Raw genomic sequence first — 14,173 nt, 5'->3', positions numbered from 1 at the left:
TGAGAAGGTGATTGTGGACGCCTTGCCGGTGCTGGCCATGCCGGTTTGGTTCGGTCCTGGTCAGAGCGGCTTTGGTCGTCGTGTCCGGTTGCGGCGGGTGGGATGAGGAGGTGCGGGGGATTCTTGTGTGCTGCGCTTCGTCTTGGACGCCTGCCGGTCGGCGGGTCTGAGGAGGGGAACGCACATGGTCGACTTTCGTCTTCCGGTCAGTCGTCGCCTGGCAGTGCTCGCGGCGGTCGCCCTGGTGAGCGCGCAGGCATTGTCGACGGCCGCTCCTGCGCGGGCCGGCGGGGGTACTCAGGTGTATTTGGTGCCGCACCAGGGCCACAACGATCTGCGGATCAAGGACAGTGCGGGAGTGGTCAACGACCTCACCGTCTTCGAGGGGAGGGTCGTCGACAACGCGGCTCGGCTGGTCGCGGGTAACGGGTGTGTCAACGAGGATCGGCACACGGTCAACTGTCCTGAGTTCAGCGCCGCGAACGCCGAGATCAATCTTGGCGGCAAGAGCGACAGGATCGTGCTGAGCGGTCGCACCGCGCCGTATCACGTTTACGGTGAGCAGGGGAATGACTTCATACGTCTTCGGTCCGCCCATGGGTTCGCTCATGGCGGGCCGGGCGAAGACGTGCTCGAACTCAGCGGTGGTGAGTCGAACGCTTTCGGCGGGCCCGGAAACGATTGGCTCGACGGCAGGAAGGGCTACAACGGCTTCCTGTTCGGTGAGGAGGGGCACGATGTTCTTTATGGCGGTGAATTCAGCAAGCTGGTCGGGGGCGACGGGAACGACTGGTTCGACGGGGGCGGGCCGCGGGGCGCGTATGTGTGCGACGGCGGGCCCGGTGTCAATGTGAAGGAGAACTGCGTCAACTGATCCTTCTTCGGGCCGCTCATCGGTCGCTCAAGGCGGTCGGTGGGCGGTCCTTTCAGTGCGGGTGCGGGGTCGGGGTCTCGTCGAAGATCAGCCAGGTGCGGGTGGAGCGGACGCCCTCGACCGCGTGGATGCGGCCGAGGACGACGTCGCGCAGGGACGTGTTGTCGGGGGTGCGGACGAGCATGACGAGATCGACGTCGCCGCCCACGAAGGCCAGGTGCTGGATGTAGGGCACCTCGCGGAGCTGCGCGGAGACCTTGCGCCACGAGTTCTGCTCGATGTTGACCAGCACGTAGGCGGCGGTGCCGAGACCCGCGCGGACGGGGTCGAGGCGGGCGGTAAAGCCGGCGATGACGCCGTCGTCGATCAGGCGTTCGACGCGGGCGTAGACGTTGGAGCGGGACACGCTGACGCGTTCGGCCAGGGCGCGCATCGACAGGCGGCCGTCGGCGCCGAGCTCGCGCAGGATCGCGCGGTCGACGTCGTCGAGGGGTGCCGCCGAACGTCCGGCGGGGGTCGGGGGCGGCAGGGTCTCCGGCGACAGATGGTCCATTGGTGCTCCGTCTGGTGGCAGGTTGTCTTTGATTCAGGGCGGGTATTGAGACCTATGGCCGTCCTGATTCATATTTTTACCACCGATGGAATCAGGAGGTGGGGCGCGGATGACGGGTCCACAGCCGGAGGCGCTGCTTCCTTCGAGGGAGCCGGTGCGGTTCCTGACCGATACCGGCGCGGTGGCGCGCGGGCGGTCCGCGTACGAGTTGCCGAGTCCTGAGCTGCTGCGCCGGGCCTACCGATCCATGGTCGTCGGACGCCGGTTCGACACCCAGGCCACGGCGTTGACCAAGCAGGGGCGGCTGGCCGTCTACCCGTCGAGCCACGGGCAGGAGGCGTGCCAGGTCGGTGCGGCGCTCGCCTTGTCGGACGGCGACTGGCTGTTTCCGACCTATCGGGAGTCGGTCGCGCTGGTGGCGCGCGGGATCGACCCGGTGGAGGTGCTGTCGCTGCTGCGGGGTGACGCGCACTGCGGGTACGACCCCCAGCGGCATCACACGGCGCCCCAGTGCACGCCGCTCGCGACGCAGACCGTCCACGCGGCCGGGCTCGCCTATGCCGAGCGGCGCAAGGGGACGGGACGGGTCGCGCTCGCCTGTGTCGGGGACGGCGGGACGAGCGAGGGCGACTTCCATGAGGCGCTCAATTTCGCAGCTGTTTTCAAGGCGCCGGTCATCTTCCTGGTCCAGAACAATCACTACGCCATCTCCGTACCTCTGGAGCGGCAGACGGCGGCGCCTTCTCTTGCTTACAAGGGCGTCGGTTACGGGGTGCGCTCCGAAAGGGTGGACGGAAACGACCCGGTGGCCGTGCTGGCGGTTCTGGCCGCGGCGGTCGAGCACGCGCGGTCGGGTGCGGGGCCATTCCTCGTCGAGGCGCACACCTACCGGCTTGAGGCGCACACGAATGCCGACGACGCGTCCCGCTACCGGAACGACGCGGAGGCCGAGGAATGGCGGCACCGCGATCCGGTGGCACGGCTGGAGGCTTATCTGCGCAGCCACGGTCACCTTTCGGACGAGGACGTCGCCGAAGTCGCGGCCGAGGCCGAGGGGTACGCCGCGCGGCTGCGGGAGCGGATGAACGCCGATCCCGAACTCGTCCCGATGGGGCTGTTCGACCACGTCTACAGCACACCGACTCCGCAACTGGACGAGCAGCGGGCGATGCTGCGCACCGAGATCGAGGCCGAGGAGGCGCTGTCATGACGACCATGGCCCAGGCGCTGAACACCGCGCTCCGCGACGCCATGGACGGGGACGAGCGGGTCGTCGTCTTCGGTGAGGACGTCGGCGCGCTCGGCGGGGTCTTCCGGATCACCGACGGGTTGACGGAGAAGTTCGGGGACGATCGCTGTTTCGACACGCCGCTCGCCGAGGCGGGGATCGTCGGTTTCGCGGTCGGAATGGCCATGGGCGGGTTCCGGCCCGTGGTGGAGATGCAGTTCGACGCGTTCGCCTATCCGGCGTTCGAGCAGATCGCCTCGCATGTGGCGAAGATGCGCAACCGTACGCGGGGGCGGGTCGAGATGCCGTTGGTCATTCGGATTCCTTACGCGGGTGGGATCGGCGGTGTCGAGCACCATTGCGATTCGAGCGAGGCGTACTACGCCCATACGCCCGGCTTGAAGGTCGTCACGCCCGCGACGGTAGAGGACGCCTACTCGCTGCTGCGGGAGGCCGTCGACGACCCCGATCCGGTCGTTTTCCTGGAGCCCAAAAAACTGTACTGGTCGAAGTCGGATGTCGTTCTTCCCGTCCGGACGGAGCCGTTCGGCCGCGCGGCGCTCAGGCGTCCCGGCCGGGACGCGACTGTCGTCGCGTACGGGCCGAGCGTGCCCGTGGCGATGGAGGCCGCCCGCGCCGCCGAGGCCGAGGGGTGGGATCTGGAGGTCGTCGACCTGCGGACGATCGTCCCGTTCGACGACGCCACGGTCGTCGCGTCCGTCCGCCGGACGGGGCGGTGCGTCGTGGTCAGCGAGGCCGCGGGTTTCGCGGGCGTCGGCGCGGAGATCGCGGCTCGCGTCCAGGAGCGCTGCTTCCACAGCTTGCAGGCGCCGGTGCTGCGGGTGACGGGGTTCGACATCCCCTACCCGCCGCCGATGCTGGAGCATCACCATCTTCCGAGCGCGGACCGGATCCTCGACGCGCTGGACCGGCTTCAGCGCGACGATCGGCCCGACACCCGGTTCCTCAGCCTGGGCGGTGCCGCGTGAGCGCGACGGTCTTCCGGCTCCCGGACCTCGGCGAGGGGCTGACGGAGGCGGAGATCCTGGAATGGAAGGTGTCCGTCGGCGATCCCGTCATCGTGGATCAGAGCGTCGTCGAGGTGGAGACGGCGAAGGCGGCCGTGGACGTGCCGATCCCGATCGCGGGGACCGTGGCGAAGCTGTGCGCCGACGCCGGGACGGTCGTGGACGTGGGCTCGCCGCTCATCGAGATCACCGTCCAGGACGTCGCGCCTCAGCGGCAGGCGGACGAGCGGTACCGCGAGGAGGAGCGCGCCGGGTCGGGCAACGTCCTGGTCGGGTACGGGACGGGCGCTGTTCGCCGTTCCCGCCGCCGCGCGGCCCAGGCGGCGACCCCTGCGGCTGCGGGCGGGGACGGGGAGGCTCCGCGGGTGATCTCGCCCGTTGTCCGGCGGCTGGCGAGGGAGCATGGGCTGGACGTCGCCGCGCTGGCCCCGAGCGGGCCGGGGGGTGTGGTGCTCAGGCGCGATGTCGACGCCGCCATCGCCGGTGCCTCGACCCCGGAGAAGGCGGAGGAGAGCGCCGATGTGCTGCGGATCCCCCTCAAGGGGACGCGGCGGGTCGTCGCCGACAAGATGGCGCGCAGCCGTAGGGAGATCCCCGACGCGAGCACGTGGGTGGACGTCGACGCGACGCCGCTGGTGGAGCTCAAGGCGGACATCAACCGCGCCGACCCCGAGGCCCGCGTGGGGATGTTGGCGCTGTTCGCCCGGATCTGCGTGGCCGGGCTGCGGCGGTTCCCCGAGCTCAACGCCTCTCTCGACGTCGAGCGGGAGGAGATCGTCGAGGTGCCGTGGGTGCATCTGGGGTTCGCCGCGCAGACCGGCCGGGGGCTCGTGGTGCCGGTCGTCCGCGACGCGCACCGGCTCACGCTCGCCGAGCTCGCCGCGTCGCTCCGGCGCCGGACGGACGACGCACGCGAGAACCGGCTGACCCCCAAGGACCTGACCGGCGGGACGTTCACCCTCAACAACTACGGCGTCTTCGGCGTGGACGGCTCGACCCCGATCATCAACCATCCCGAGGCCGCCATGCTCGGGATCGGGCGGATCATCGACAGGCCCTGGGCCTTCGAGGGAGAGGTGCGGTTGCGGAAGGTCGTGCAGCTGTCGTTCACCTTCGACCACCGGATCTGCGACGGAGGGGTCGCGGGCGGGTTCCTGCGGTTCGTCGCCGACTGCGTGGAACGTCCCGAGGTGCTGGTCACCCACCTGTAGCGGCGGGCTTCAGCGGCGCAGCCCGTCGAACGCCATCTTGCAGAGCGCGTCGGCGATCTCCGTGCTGCCGGCGCCGCGTGGTTTGTACCACTCGGCGAGCGAGTTGACCAGGCCGAACAGGAGGCGGGCGACGGTGGCGGGGTCGATGTCGGGACGGATGTCGCCCTCGGCCCGCGCCTCGGCGACCAGCCCGGCCACCAGGTGGTCGAACTCGCGGCGGCGGGCGAGCGCGTGCTTCTCGACGGCGGTGTTGCCGCGCACCCGCAGCAGGAGCGTGACGAACGGCAGCCGCTCGACCAGGACGGCGACGCTGGCGCGGACGAGGTGCTCCAGCCGGTCGATGGCGCGGCCGTCCACGGCGGTGGCCTCGTCGGCGGCGGCGAACAGTCCGTCCAGGGCGCGGTCGACGGCGAGCTGGAGCAGCTCGTCCTTGCCGGTGACGTGGTGGTAGATCGCGGACTTGCTGATGCCCAGCCGTTTGGACAGCTCGTCCATGCTGGTGCCGTCGTAGCCGCGCTCGTTGAAGACCGTGACGACGACCCGCAGCAGGGATTCGCGGTCGTAGCCCGGTCGTCCCCGGCGCGTCGTACGGCTGTCGTCCACGTTGTTCACGGCGGTCATTATCGCAGGAGGGCCAGGGGGTCCGGGGGGTTCTCGGGAGGGCGCCCGCACGGTAATATCTGACTGAACGGACGGTTGGTAATTCGAGACGGGGAGGCCCGCCGCATGGCTCCGCTGCCCAGCTACGTGTCCGGCGCATGGCATGTTCCGAAGGACGAGGGGACGCCCCTCGCGGACGCGGTGACGGGGGAGGAGATCGGCCGGCTCTCCGCGTCCGGTGTCGACCGCGCGGCGGCGCTGGCGCACGGACGGCGGGTGGGCGGCCCGGCGCTGCGGGAGCTGACCTTCCACCAGCGCGCGGCGCTGCTGAAGGCGCTGGCCCTGCACCTGCGCGAGCACCGGGACGAGTTGTACGCGCTGTCGGCCCGCACCGGCGCGACGCTCGCCGACTCGCGGATCGACGTGGACGGCGGCATCGGCGTCCTGCTCTCGTACGCGAGCAAGGGCAGGCGGGAGCTGCCGAACGACACGATCCTGATCGACGGGGACGTGGAGCCGCTCAGCAAGGGCGGCACGTTCGCCGGACGGCACGTCTGCGTGCCCCGCCAGGGCGTCGCGGTCCAGATCAACGCCTTCAACTTCCCGATGTGGGGGCCACTGGAGAAGCTGGCGCCCGCCTTCCTCGCCGGGATGCCCAGCCTGATCAAGCCCGCGGGGCAGACCGCCTACCTCACCGCGCGCATGGTCGAGCTGATCGTCGCGTCCGGCATCCTCCCGGAGGGGACGCTCCAGCTGCTCTGCGGTGGTGCCGGTGACCTGCTCGACCATCTGACCGAGCAGGACGTCGTGGCGTTCACCGGATCCGCCGCGACCGCGCGCACGCTGCGCACGCACCCCGTCGTGGTGGGGCGTTCCGTCCGGTTCAACGCCGAGGCCGACTCGCTGAACTGCTCGATCCTCGGTCCGGACGCGCGCCCGGGGACGGCGGAGTTCGACCTCTTCGTCAAGCAGCTCGTCACCGAGATGACGGTGAAGGCCGGGCAGAAGTGCACGGCCATCCGCCGCGCGCTCGTGCCCGCGGGCCTGCTGGACGAGGTGGCGCAGGCGGCGGGCGAACGGCTCGCGCGGGTGACGGTCGGGAACCCGGCCAACCCGGACGTCCGGATGGGCGCCCTCGCCGGGCTGGAGCAGCGCGAGGAGGTCCGCCGCGGTCTGAAGGCGCTGCTGGACGCCGGACGGATCGTGTTCGGCGACCCGACCGCCGTGACCGTCGTCGACGCCGACCCCGAGCGGGGCGCGTTCATGTCGCCGATCCTGCTGCGCGCCGACGACACCGGGCGCGCCGAGCCGCACGAGGTCGAGGCGTTCGGCCCGGTCAGCACGCTGCTGCCCTACTCCTCGGCGGAGGAGGCCGTCGCGCTGGCGGCGCGCGGGCAGGGCAGCCTGGTCGGTTCGGTCGTGACCGCCGACCCCGGCTTCGCGCGCCGCGTCGTGCTCGGCGCCGCGCCCTGGCACGGCCGGCTGCTCGTCCTGAACGAGGAGGACGCGAAGGAGTCCACCGGGCACGGGTCGCCGCTCCCGGCCCTCGTCCACGGCGGTCCCGGACGGGCGGGCGGCGGCGAGGAGATGGGCGGGATCCGCGGCGTCATGCACCATATGCAACGCACCGCCGTGCAGGCCGGGCCGGCCATGCTCACCGCCATCACCGGGCGCTGGACGCCGGGTGCGCCGCACACGCGGACCGACGTCCACCCGTTCCGCAAGCACCTGGAGGAGTTGCGCGTGGGCGACACGGTCGTCGCGGGTCCCCGCGCCGTCACGCTGGACGACATCGAGCACTTCGCCGACTTCACCGGGGACACCTTCTACGCTCACATGGACGAGGAGGCGGCTAGAACCAACCCGTTCTTCGGCGGGCGGGTGGCGCACGGCTACCTCGTGGTGTCGTTCGCCGCCGGGTTGTTCGTCTCGCCCGAGCCCGGTCCCGTCCTGGCGAACTACGGGCTGGAGAACCTGCGGTTCCTCGCGCCGACCTTCCCCGGCGACGAGCTGACGGTGACGCTCACCGCCAAGCAGATCACCCCGCGCGAGAACGCCGAGTACGGCGAGGTCCGCTGGGACACCGAGGTCACGCGCCAGGACGGCGAGACCGTCGCCCGGTACGACGTGCTGACCCTGGTCGCCAAGCTCCCGGCGGGGGAGTGAGATGAGCGTGCAGGCTCACTTCGAGCGGACGATCGAGCGCGACCAGCGCGTCGAGCCGCGCGACTGGATGCCCGACAGGTACCGGACGACGATGATCCGGCAGATCGCCCAGCACGCGCACTCGGAGATCATCGGAATGCAGCCGGAGGGCGCCTGGATCACCCGCGCGCCGTCGTTGCGCCGCAAGGCGATCCTGCTGGCCAAGGTGCAGGACGAGGCGGGCCACGGGCTGTACCTGTACTCGGCCGCCGAGACGCTCGGCGCCGACCGGACGGACCTGACCGGCAAACTGATCGAGGGCCGGCAGAAGTACTCGTCCATCTTCAACTACCCGACGCTGTCGTTCGCGGACGTCGGGGTGATCGGCTGGCTGGTGGACGGCGCCGCCATCTGCAACCAGGTGCCGCTGTGCCGTAGTTCCTACGGCCCGTACGCACGGGCGATGGTCCGGATCTGCAAGGAGGAGTCGTTCCACCAGCGGCAGGGCTACGAGATGCTGATGTGCCTGATGCGCGGCACACCCGCCCAGCGGGAGATGGTGCAGGACGCGGTGGACCGCTGGTGGTGGCCGTCGCTGATGATGTTCGGGCCGCCGGACGCCGACTCCACGCACACCGCGCAGTCCATGGCCTGGAAGATCAAGCGGCACACCAACGACGAGCTGCGGCAGCGGTTCGTGGACATGACCGTCCCGCAGGCCGCGGCGCTCGGTGTCACGTTGCCCGATCCCGACCTGCGCTGGAACGAGGAGCGCGGGCAGCACGACTTCGGTGAGATCGACTGGTCGGAGCTGAAACGCGTCATCAGCGGCGACGGCCCGTGCAACGCCGAGCGGATCGAGGTGCGCCGCGCCGCGCACGAGGACGGCGCCTGGGTCCGCGAGGCCGCCGCCGCCCACGCCGCGAAGAAGAAGATCAGAGAGGGGGCGTGATGGACGGCGGGAACGAGACGGACGAGACGGACGGCGAGGCCGTGATCGGCGGGGACTGGCCGCTCTACGAGGTGTTCGTCCGGGGGAAGCGGGGCCTGAACCACGTGCACGTCGGGTCGCTGCGCGCCGCCGACGACGAGATGGCCCTGCGGAGCGCCCGCGACCTGTACACCAGGCGCAACGAGGGCGTCAGCATCTGGGTGGTGCGGGCGCGTGACATCACCGCGTCCAGCCCGGACGAGAAGGACCCGTTCTTCGCTCCGAGCGGCGACAAGGTCTACCGGCATCCGACGTTCTATGACATTCCCGAGAACGTCCCGCACATGTGAGGGTCCGATGTCCTTCGACAACGCACTCGGAGCGATCACCGAGGACAACGACGAGGCGCGCTGGGCGTTCGGCACCGGGTTCCACGACCCGCTCGCCGGGATCGACACGTCCGTCCCGGACGGGATCGACCGCGCCGACCTGGCCGCCTACTGCCTGATGCTCGGTGACGACGCGCTGGTCATGTCGCACCGGTTGCAGGAGTGGTGCACGCACGCGCCCGAGCTGGAGGAGGAGGTCGCGCTGGCCAACATCGCGCTGGACCTGCTCGGCCAGGCGCGGCTCCTGCTGTCGCGCGCCGGGGCGTCCGAGGGGACCGGCCGGGATGAGGACGACCTCGCCTACTTCCGGGACGCGCCGTGGTTCCGCAACGTGCGGTTCGTCGAGGCGCCGAACGGGGACTTCGCGTATTCCATCGTCCGGCTGCTGATGTTCTCCACCTGGCGGCTCGCGCTGCTGGACCGCCTCACCGCGTCCCGCGACCCGATCCTGGCCGCGGTCGCCGCCAAGGGCGTCAAGGAGGTGGCCTACCACCGCGACCACGCCGCGCTGTGGACGATCCGTCTCGGCGACGGCACCGCGTTGTCGCGCGACCGGACGCGGCGGGCGCTGGAGGTGCTCTGGCCGCACACCGGTGAGCTGTTCGGCACGCACGAGGTCGAGCGCCGGATGGCGAGCGCGGGTGTGGGCGTGGACCCGTCCGAGGTGCGCGCGGAGTTCGACGACGTCCTCGGCCAGGTGGTGGTGGCCGCGACGCTGCGGTGCCCCGACCCCGTCCCGCCCTCGGTGGCCGGGCGCGACGGCTCGCACTCCGGGGCGCTGGACGACCTGCTCGCCGAGCTCCAGGGCCTTGCCCGCGCCCACCCGGGAGCGGCGTGGTGAACGCGCATCCGGCGGACGGCGTCGCGACCGCCCGCGCGGTCGCCGAGACGGTCACCGACCCCGAGCTGCCGATGGTGACCCTCGCCGAACTCGGCGTCCTGCGTGAGGTGGACGTGATGGGCGGATATGTGGAGGTCTCCATCACCCCCACCTACACCGGCTGCCCCGCCCTGGACGCGATGCGCGACGACCTGCGGGCCCGGCTCCGCGAGGCCGGATACCGCGACGTCCGCGTCCGCACCGTCCTCGACCCGCCGTGGACGACGGACTGGATCAGTGAGAGCGGCCGCGCCAAGCTCGCGGCGGCCGGAGTGTCGCCCCCGGGCCCGGCGCCGCGCCGGGCCGCCGGGCCGATCCCGCTCACCCTGGGCCCGGTCCGCCGGATCCCCTGTCCCCGCTGCGGCTCCGCGGACACGGCCGAGCTGTCCCGGTTCGGGGCGACCGCCTGCAAGTCCCTGCACCGCTGCGGCGGGTGCGGGGAGCCGTTCGAGCACGTCAAGGAGATCTGAGTGACCGTCGTGGACGAGCAGGACAGCGGCGCCGCCAGCCGGAGTCGCGGCGGTTTCCACGCGCTGCGCGTCGCCGCCGTCGAGCGCGTGTGCGAGGACGCGGTCGCGGTCACCTTCGACGTGCCCGCCGAGCTGGCCGACGAGTACGCCTTCACGCCCGGTCAGTTCCTCACGCTGCGCCGCCGCGTCGCGGGACGGGAGGAGCGGCGGTCCTACTCGATCTGCGCGCCCGCCGGTGCCGCGCCGCGCATCGGCGTGCGCGAAATCCCGTTCGGGCTCTTCTCGTCCTGGCTGGTCCGCGAGGTGCGGCCCGGTGACGTGATCGAGGTGATGCCGCCGGTGGGGACCTTCACGCTCGGCGCGGGGACCGGGGACCACCACGTGCTGATCGCCGCCGGATCGGGGATCACGCCCGTCCTGTCGATCGCGGCGTCCGCGCTGGCCGACCCGTCCTGCCGTGTGACGGTCTTGTACGGGAACCGGCGCAGCGGCACGGTCATGTTCGCCGACGAGCTGGCCGACCTGAAGGACGCCCACCCGGACAGGTTCGAGCTGGTGCACGTACTGTCGCAGGAGCCGCGCGAGGCGGAGCTGTTCACCGGACGCCTGGACGCCGGCAGGCTGCGGGCGCTCCTGCCGCGCCTGGTGCCCGTCCGGGATGTCGGCCATTGGTGGCTGTGCGGCCCGTTCACGATGGTCACCGGAGCGAAAAGCCTCCTCCAAGACTTGGGCGTGCCGCCCGACCGCGTCCACCAGGAGTTGTTCCACGTGGACGACGTGCCGCCAGAGCCGGACCGCGCCCGGCCGGCGGTCGCGGGCCCGTCCAGCGAGGTCACGATCGCCCTGGACGGGCGGTCCACGACCACGACGCAGCCGCGGGACGCGACCGTCCTGGAGGCGGCGCAGCGGATCCGCCCGGACCTCCCGTTCGCCTGCAAGGGCGGTGTTTGCGGGACCTGCCGGGCGAGAGTCGTCGAGGGCGCGGTCGACATGCGCCGCAACTATGCGCTCGACCCCGCGGAGGTCGCCGCCGGATACGTCCTGACCTGCCAGTCCATCCCGGTCACCGGGCGACTCACGATCGACTACGACGGCTGACGGGACGGCGGCGCCGAAAGGTGACAAGTGGGCCTGACTGGGCACAAGGGGCCTACGCGACACCTCTAGGAGGCGGGCTCGTGACCATCTCAGGGATCATCACAGCGATCATCATCGGAGCGATCATCGGGGCGCTGGGGCGGCTGATACTGCCGGGCCGCCAGCCGATCGGGATCCTGCTCACCATCATCATCGGGATCGTGGCCGCCCTGGTCGGCACCGCGATCGCGCAGAAGGTCGGGGTGGACACCACCGACGGCGTCGACTGGATCGAACTGGTCTTCCAGATCGGGCTCGCCGTCATCGGCGTCGCCGCGGTCGCCTCGTGGAAGCGCCGCCGCGACACCAGACCGCGCTGACCGCACCAGGTCGCCGATCTCCGCCGGCATGAGGGTCCAGCGATGCGCCAGGACCTTCATCCTTCCGTCCTGACCTGGGCGTCGTGGGGGCGCTCAAGGTGGATGCCGGGGAGTGAGGGATTCCTGGCCGGCAAGGGCTTGCCTCGCGTATCGCTAAGTGGGCCTTGTGGCGCGCGGATCTTTGATCTCATAGAGGATCGGAACGGCTACGCAGAGTCATGATCGGGTCTAGAGGGGGACCGTATGGTCGGGGACTCGCAGCCGGCGCGGCATCAGGGGATCGAACGGGGCACCAGGGTTCTTCCCGGCCATTACGCGTCTGCGGCGTGCGATGACAGGTTTCGGCTGCTCAGGAGGAGGTTCGCGCATCTGGCGCTCTGGATTCTTTGTGGATCATTGGGATGGTATTTCGCTTATGTCGCGCTGTCCGGGTTCGCCCGGGGGTTCATGGCGCGGACGGTGATCGGCGACGTCAACGTCGCGCTGCTGCTCGGCGTCCTGCAGTTCGTCTCGACCTTCGTGCTGGCCTGGGCGTACGTCGCCTATGCGCGCCGGCGCCTCGATCCGCTGGCCGCCGAGTTACGGGCCCACCTGCGCGGTGAGCCACCCGTCGCGGGTGGCGGGCAGGCGGTGCGGCCGGCCGTGCCCGAGCCGAGGGGCGAGTGGAACGTCCGTCCGGGCCTGGGTGAGGTGCGGTGATGGACGAGCGGATGCTGACCTTCGGGCTGTTCATCGGGTTCGTCCTCATCACGCTCGGGATCACCGTGCGGGCGCGGGCCGACACCAAGGGCGCGGACGACTTCTACGCGGGCGGGCGGATGCTCTCCGGCCCGCGCAACGGGATCGCGCTGGCCGGCGACTACATGTCGGCGGCGTCGTTCCTCGGCATCGCCGGGATCATCGCCCTGTCCGGCTACGACGGTCTCCTGTACTCGATCGGCTTCCTGGTCGCGTGGGTCGTCACGCTGCCCCTGGTCGAGCTGATGCGCAACACGGGCCGGTTCACGATGGGCGACGTCCTGTCGCGCGGGATCCGCGGCCAGGCCCGGGTGCGCACGGCGGCGGTCGTCTCCACCGTGACGGTGTCGGTGTTCTACCTGCTCGCGCAGATGGTCGGGGCGGGCGCGCTGGTGTCGCTGCTGCTCGGCATCCACGAGGGACGGCGGTTCCTCGGGATGTCGGCGGACACCGCGCGGACGGCGACGATCGTCGCGGTCGGGGTGCTGATGATCTGCTACGTCATGTTCGGCGGGATGAAGGCCACCACCTGGGTGCAGATCATCAAGGCCGTGCTGCTGATGGCCGGCGGGGTGGTGCTGACGGCGCTGGTGCTGGCCCGGTTCGGTTTCGACGTCGGCGGGCTGCTCGGCTCGGCCGCCGACGCGAGCGGGAAGGGCGCGGACTTCCTTCGCCCCGGGCAGAAGTACGGGCAGGACGTCCCCGGTGATACGTACCGGACGATGGTGAACAAGCTCGACTTCATCAGCCTCGCGCTGGCGCTCGTGCTCGGCACCGCGGGCCTGCCCCACATCGTCAACAGGTTCTTCACCGTTCCCGACGCGCGCGCCGCCCGGACGTCGGTGTCGTGGGCGATCGGGCTGGTCGGCGGCTTCTACCTGATGACGCTGGTCCTCGGGTTCGGCGCGGCGGCGCTCGTCGGACGGCGGGCGATCGTCGAGCAGGACCCGTCCGGCAACACCGCGGCGCCGCAACTCGCGCGCGCCGTCGGGGAGCACATCGGCGGACGGGTCGGCGGCGAGGTCCTCCTCGCGTTCATCGGCGCGGTCGCGTTCGCGACGATCCTCGCCGTGGTGTCGGGGCTCGTGCTGGCGTCCGCGACGTCGCTGGCGCACGACGGGTTCGGTCAGGTGCTGATGCTCGGCCGCCCGCGCGAGTCGCAGGAGGTGGCGGTGGCGAAGGTCGCGTCGTTCCTCGTCGGCTCCGTGGCCATCGTCCTCGCGGTCGTCGCGAAGAACGTGAACGTGGCGTTCCTGGTGGCGCTGGCGTTCGCGATGGCCGCCTCGGCGAACCTCCCGGCGATCGTGCTGTCGCTGTTCTGGCGGCGGTTCAACGCGGGCGGGGTCGTCGCGGGCGTCTACGGCGGGCTCGCCGCCTCGCTGGTGCTGGTGCTCCTGTCACCGGTGGTGTCGGGGAAAGTGGATCCGGTGACGGGCGAGAGCCAGTCGCTGTTCCCGACCGGCGTCGACTTCCATCTCTTCCCGCTGGAGAATCCCGGCCTCGTCTCGATTCCCATCGGGTTCCTGTGCGCGGTCGTGGGGACGTTCGCCACCCGGCGCAAGGCGGACCCGGCCCAGTACGACGACCTGGCGGTGCGTGCGCTGACCGGCGCGGGCTCCCACTGAGGCGACGACGGGCGCGACGGCGGACGCGACGGCGGGTGTGACGG

At 71.0% G+C, this 14,173-nt stretch carries 15 protein-coding genes; 13 read left to right on the top strand and 2 right to left on the bottom strand.

What is annotated here, in order from left to right; genetic code table 11:
• The first annotated feature begins 184 nt into the window (after nucleotides 1–184).
• Nucleotides 185–874, top strand: coding sequence for a hypothetical protein (locus AMA02S_RS16845; RefSeq protein WP_157430633.1), 690 nt, complete (start codon nucleotides 185–187; stop codon nucleotides 872–874).
• 52 nt (nucleotides 875–926) lie between these two features.
• Here AMA02S_RS16845 and AMA02S_RS16840 read toward each other — a convergent pair whose 3' ends face one another.
• Complete coding sequence (locus tag AMA02S_RS16840; RefSeq protein ID WP_084265239.1) at nucleotides 927–1,427, bottom strand: Lrp/AsnC family transcriptional regulator; 501 nt, start codon at nucleotides 1,425–1,427, stop codon at nucleotides 927–929.
• A gap of 109 nt (nucleotides 1,428–1,536) precedes the next feature.
• Between AMA02S_RS16840 and pdhA the strand changes: the two genes are divergently transcribed.
• From pdhA to AMA02S_RS16825, 3 genes are read left to right on the top strand one after another with little or no spacing between them, the layout of a single operon-like run.
• The gene (pdhA, locus tag AMA02S_RS16835; RefSeq protein WP_218004998.1) at nucleotides 1,537–2,637 is read left to right on the top strand and encodes a pyruvate dehydrogenase (acetyl-transferring) E1 component subunit alpha; all 1,101 of its coding nucleotides are present in this window, start codon (nucleotides 1,537–1,539) and stop codon (nucleotides 2,635–2,637) included.
• Nucleotides 2,634–3,644, top strand: a complete 1,011-nt coding sequence (locus tag AMA02S_RS16830) for an alpha-ketoacid dehydrogenase subunit beta (RefSeq protein ID WP_067459261.1) — start codon at nucleotides 2,634–2,636, stop codon at nucleotides 3,642–3,644. Before pdhA ends, AMA02S_RS16830 begins: the two co-directional genes overlap by 4 nt.
• Nucleotides 3,641–4,894 (top strand): dihydrolipoamide acetyltransferase family protein, encoded by a 1,254-nt coding sequence (locus AMA02S_RS16825; protein WP_067459259.1) that lies wholly within the window; start codon nucleotides 3,641–3,643, stop codon nucleotides 4,892–4,894. Before AMA02S_RS16830 ends, AMA02S_RS16825 begins: the two co-directional genes overlap by 4 nt.
• A gap of 9 nt (nucleotides 4,895–4,903) precedes the next feature.
• Here the strand turns inward: AMA02S_RS16825 and AMA02S_RS16820 are convergent, their stop codons facing one another.
• Complete coding sequence (locus tag AMA02S_RS16820) at nucleotides 4,904–5,515, bottom strand: TetR/AcrR family transcriptional regulator (protein WP_067459257.1); 612 nt, start codon at nucleotides 5,513–5,515, stop codon at nucleotides 4,904–4,906.
• Nucleotides 5,516–5,620: 105 nt separating this feature from the next.
• Here AMA02S_RS16820 and paaZ point away from each other — a divergent pair, with 105 nt between their 5' ends.
• The 9 genes from paaZ (at nucleotide 5,621) to AMA02S_RS16775 (ending at nucleotide 14,129) form a co-directional block, all read left to right on the top strand.
• Entirely contained in the window at nucleotides 5,621–7,660 is a 2,040-nt protein-coding gene (paaZ, locus tag AMA02S_RS16815; RefSeq protein WP_067459254.1) for a phenylacetic acid degradation bifunctional protein PaaZ, read from the top strand.
• A gap of 1 nt (nucleotide 7,661) precedes the next feature.
• Nucleotides 7,662–8,591 (top strand): 1,2-phenylacetyl-CoA epoxidase subunit PaaA, encoded by a 930-nt coding sequence (gene paaA / locus AMA02S_RS16810; RefSeq protein WP_067459251.1) that lies wholly within the window; start codon nucleotides 7,662–7,664, stop codon nucleotides 8,589–8,591.
• The gene (paaB, locus tag AMA02S_RS16805) at nucleotides 8,591–8,920 is read left to right on the top strand and encodes a 1,2-phenylacetyl-CoA epoxidase subunit PaaB (RefSeq protein ID WP_067459248.1); all 330 of its coding nucleotides are present in this window, start codon (nucleotides 8,591–8,593) and stop codon (nucleotides 8,918–8,920) included. The genes paaA and paaB overlap by 1 nt, the downstream gene beginning before the upstream one ends.
• 7 nt (nucleotides 8,921–8,927) lie before the next feature.
• Complete coding sequence (gene paaC / locus AMA02S_RS16800; RefSeq protein ID WP_067459245.1) at nucleotides 8,928–9,800, top strand: 1,2-phenylacetyl-CoA epoxidase subunit PaaC; 873 nt, start codon at nucleotides 8,928–8,930, stop codon at nucleotides 9,798–9,800.
• Nucleotides 9,797–10,309: a 1,2-phenylacetyl-CoA epoxidase subunit PaaD gene (gene paaD / locus AMA02S_RS16795; RefSeq protein WP_067460777.1), complete on the top strand. Its 513-nt coding sequence runs from the start codon at nucleotides 9,797–9,799 to the stop codon at nucleotides 10,307–10,309. Before paaC ends, paaD begins: the two co-directional genes overlap by 4 nt.
• Nucleotides 10,310–11,407: a 1,2-phenylacetyl-CoA epoxidase subunit PaaE gene (gene paaE, locus AMA02S_RS16790; protein WP_305790698.1), complete on the top strand. Its 1,098-nt coding sequence runs from the start codon at nucleotides 10,310–10,312 to the stop codon at nucleotides 11,405–11,407. It abuts the gene before it with no gap.
• 80 nt (nucleotides 11,408–11,487) lie between these two features.
• Entirely contained in the window at nucleotides 11,488–11,766 is a 279-nt protein-coding gene (locus tag AMA02S_RS16785; protein WP_067459242.1) for a GlsB/YeaQ/YmgE family stress response membrane protein, read from the top strand.
• A 243-nt stretch (nucleotides 11,767–12,009) separates the two neighbouring features.
• On the top strand, nucleotides 12,010–12,465 hold the full coding sequence (locus tag AMA02S_RS16780) for a DUF485 domain-containing protein (RefSeq protein WP_084265237.1): 456 nt from the start codon (nucleotides 12,010–12,012) through the stop codon (nucleotides 12,463–12,465).
• Nucleotides 12,465–14,129, top strand: a complete 1,665-nt coding sequence (locus tag AMA02S_RS16775; RefSeq protein ID WP_067459236.1) for a monocarboxylic acid transporter — start codon at nucleotides 12,465–12,467, stop codon at nucleotides 14,127–14,129. The genes AMA02S_RS16780 and AMA02S_RS16775 overlap by 1 nt, the downstream gene beginning before the upstream one ends.
• Nucleotides 14,130–14,173 lie beyond the last annotated feature (44 nt).

It is taken from the genome of Actinomadura macra NBRC 14102, assembly GCF_001552215.1.
GTDB lineage: Bacteria > Actinomycetota > Actinomycetes > Streptosporangiales > Streptosporangiaceae > Spirillospora > Spirillospora macra.
The sequence above is the reverse complement of the archived record's forward strand: the minus strand, read 5'-3'. Positions and strand labels throughout refer to the sequence as shown.

What these genes read in the sequence shown, in the direction of transcription:
- AMA02S_RS16845 (WP_157430633.1), top strand. Translation starts at nt 185, where the DNA reads ATGGTCGACTTTCGTCTTCCGGTCAGTCGTCGCCTGGCAGTGCTCGCG.
- AMA02S_RS16840 (WP_084265239.1), bottom strand. Translation starts at nt 1,427, where the DNA reads ATGGACCATCTGTCGCCGGAGACCCTGCCGCCCCCGACCCCCGCCGGA.
- pdhA (WP_218004998.1), top strand. Translation starts at nt 1,537, where the DNA reads ATGACGGGTCCACAGCCGGAGGCGCTGCTTCCTTCGAGGGAGCCGGTG.
- AMA02S_RS16830 (WP_067459261.1), top strand. Translation starts at nt 2,634, where the DNA reads ATGACGACCATGGCCCAGGCGCTGAACACCGCGCTCCGCGACGCCATG.
- AMA02S_RS16820 (WP_067459257.1), bottom strand. Translation starts at nt 5,515, where the DNA reads ATGACCGCCGTGAACAACGTGGACGACAGCCGTACGACGCGCCGGGGA.
- paaZ (WP_067459254.1), top strand. Translation starts at nt 5,621, where the DNA reads ATGGCTCCGCTGCCCAGCTACGTGTCCGGCGCATGGCATGTTCCGAAG.
- paaA (WP_067459251.1), top strand. Translation starts at nt 7,662, where the DNA reads ATGAGCGTGCAGGCTCACTTCGAGCGGACGATCGAGCGCGACCAGCGC.
- paaB (WP_067459248.1), top strand. Translation starts at nt 8,591, where the DNA reads ATGGACGGCGGGAACGAGACGGACGAGACGGACGGCGAGGCCGTGATC.
- paaC (WP_067459245.1), top strand. Translation starts at nt 8,928, where the DNA reads ATGTCCTTCGACAACGCACTCGGAGCGATCACCGAGGACAACGACGAG.
- AMA02S_RS16780 (WP_084265237.1), top strand. Translation starts at nt 12,010, where the DNA reads ATGGTCGGGGACTCGCAGCCGGCGCGGCATCAGGGGATCGAACGGGGC.
- AMA02S_RS16775 (WP_067459236.1), top strand. Translation starts at nt 12,465, where the DNA reads ATGGACGAGCGGATGCTGACCTTCGGGCTGTTCATCGGGTTCGTCCTC.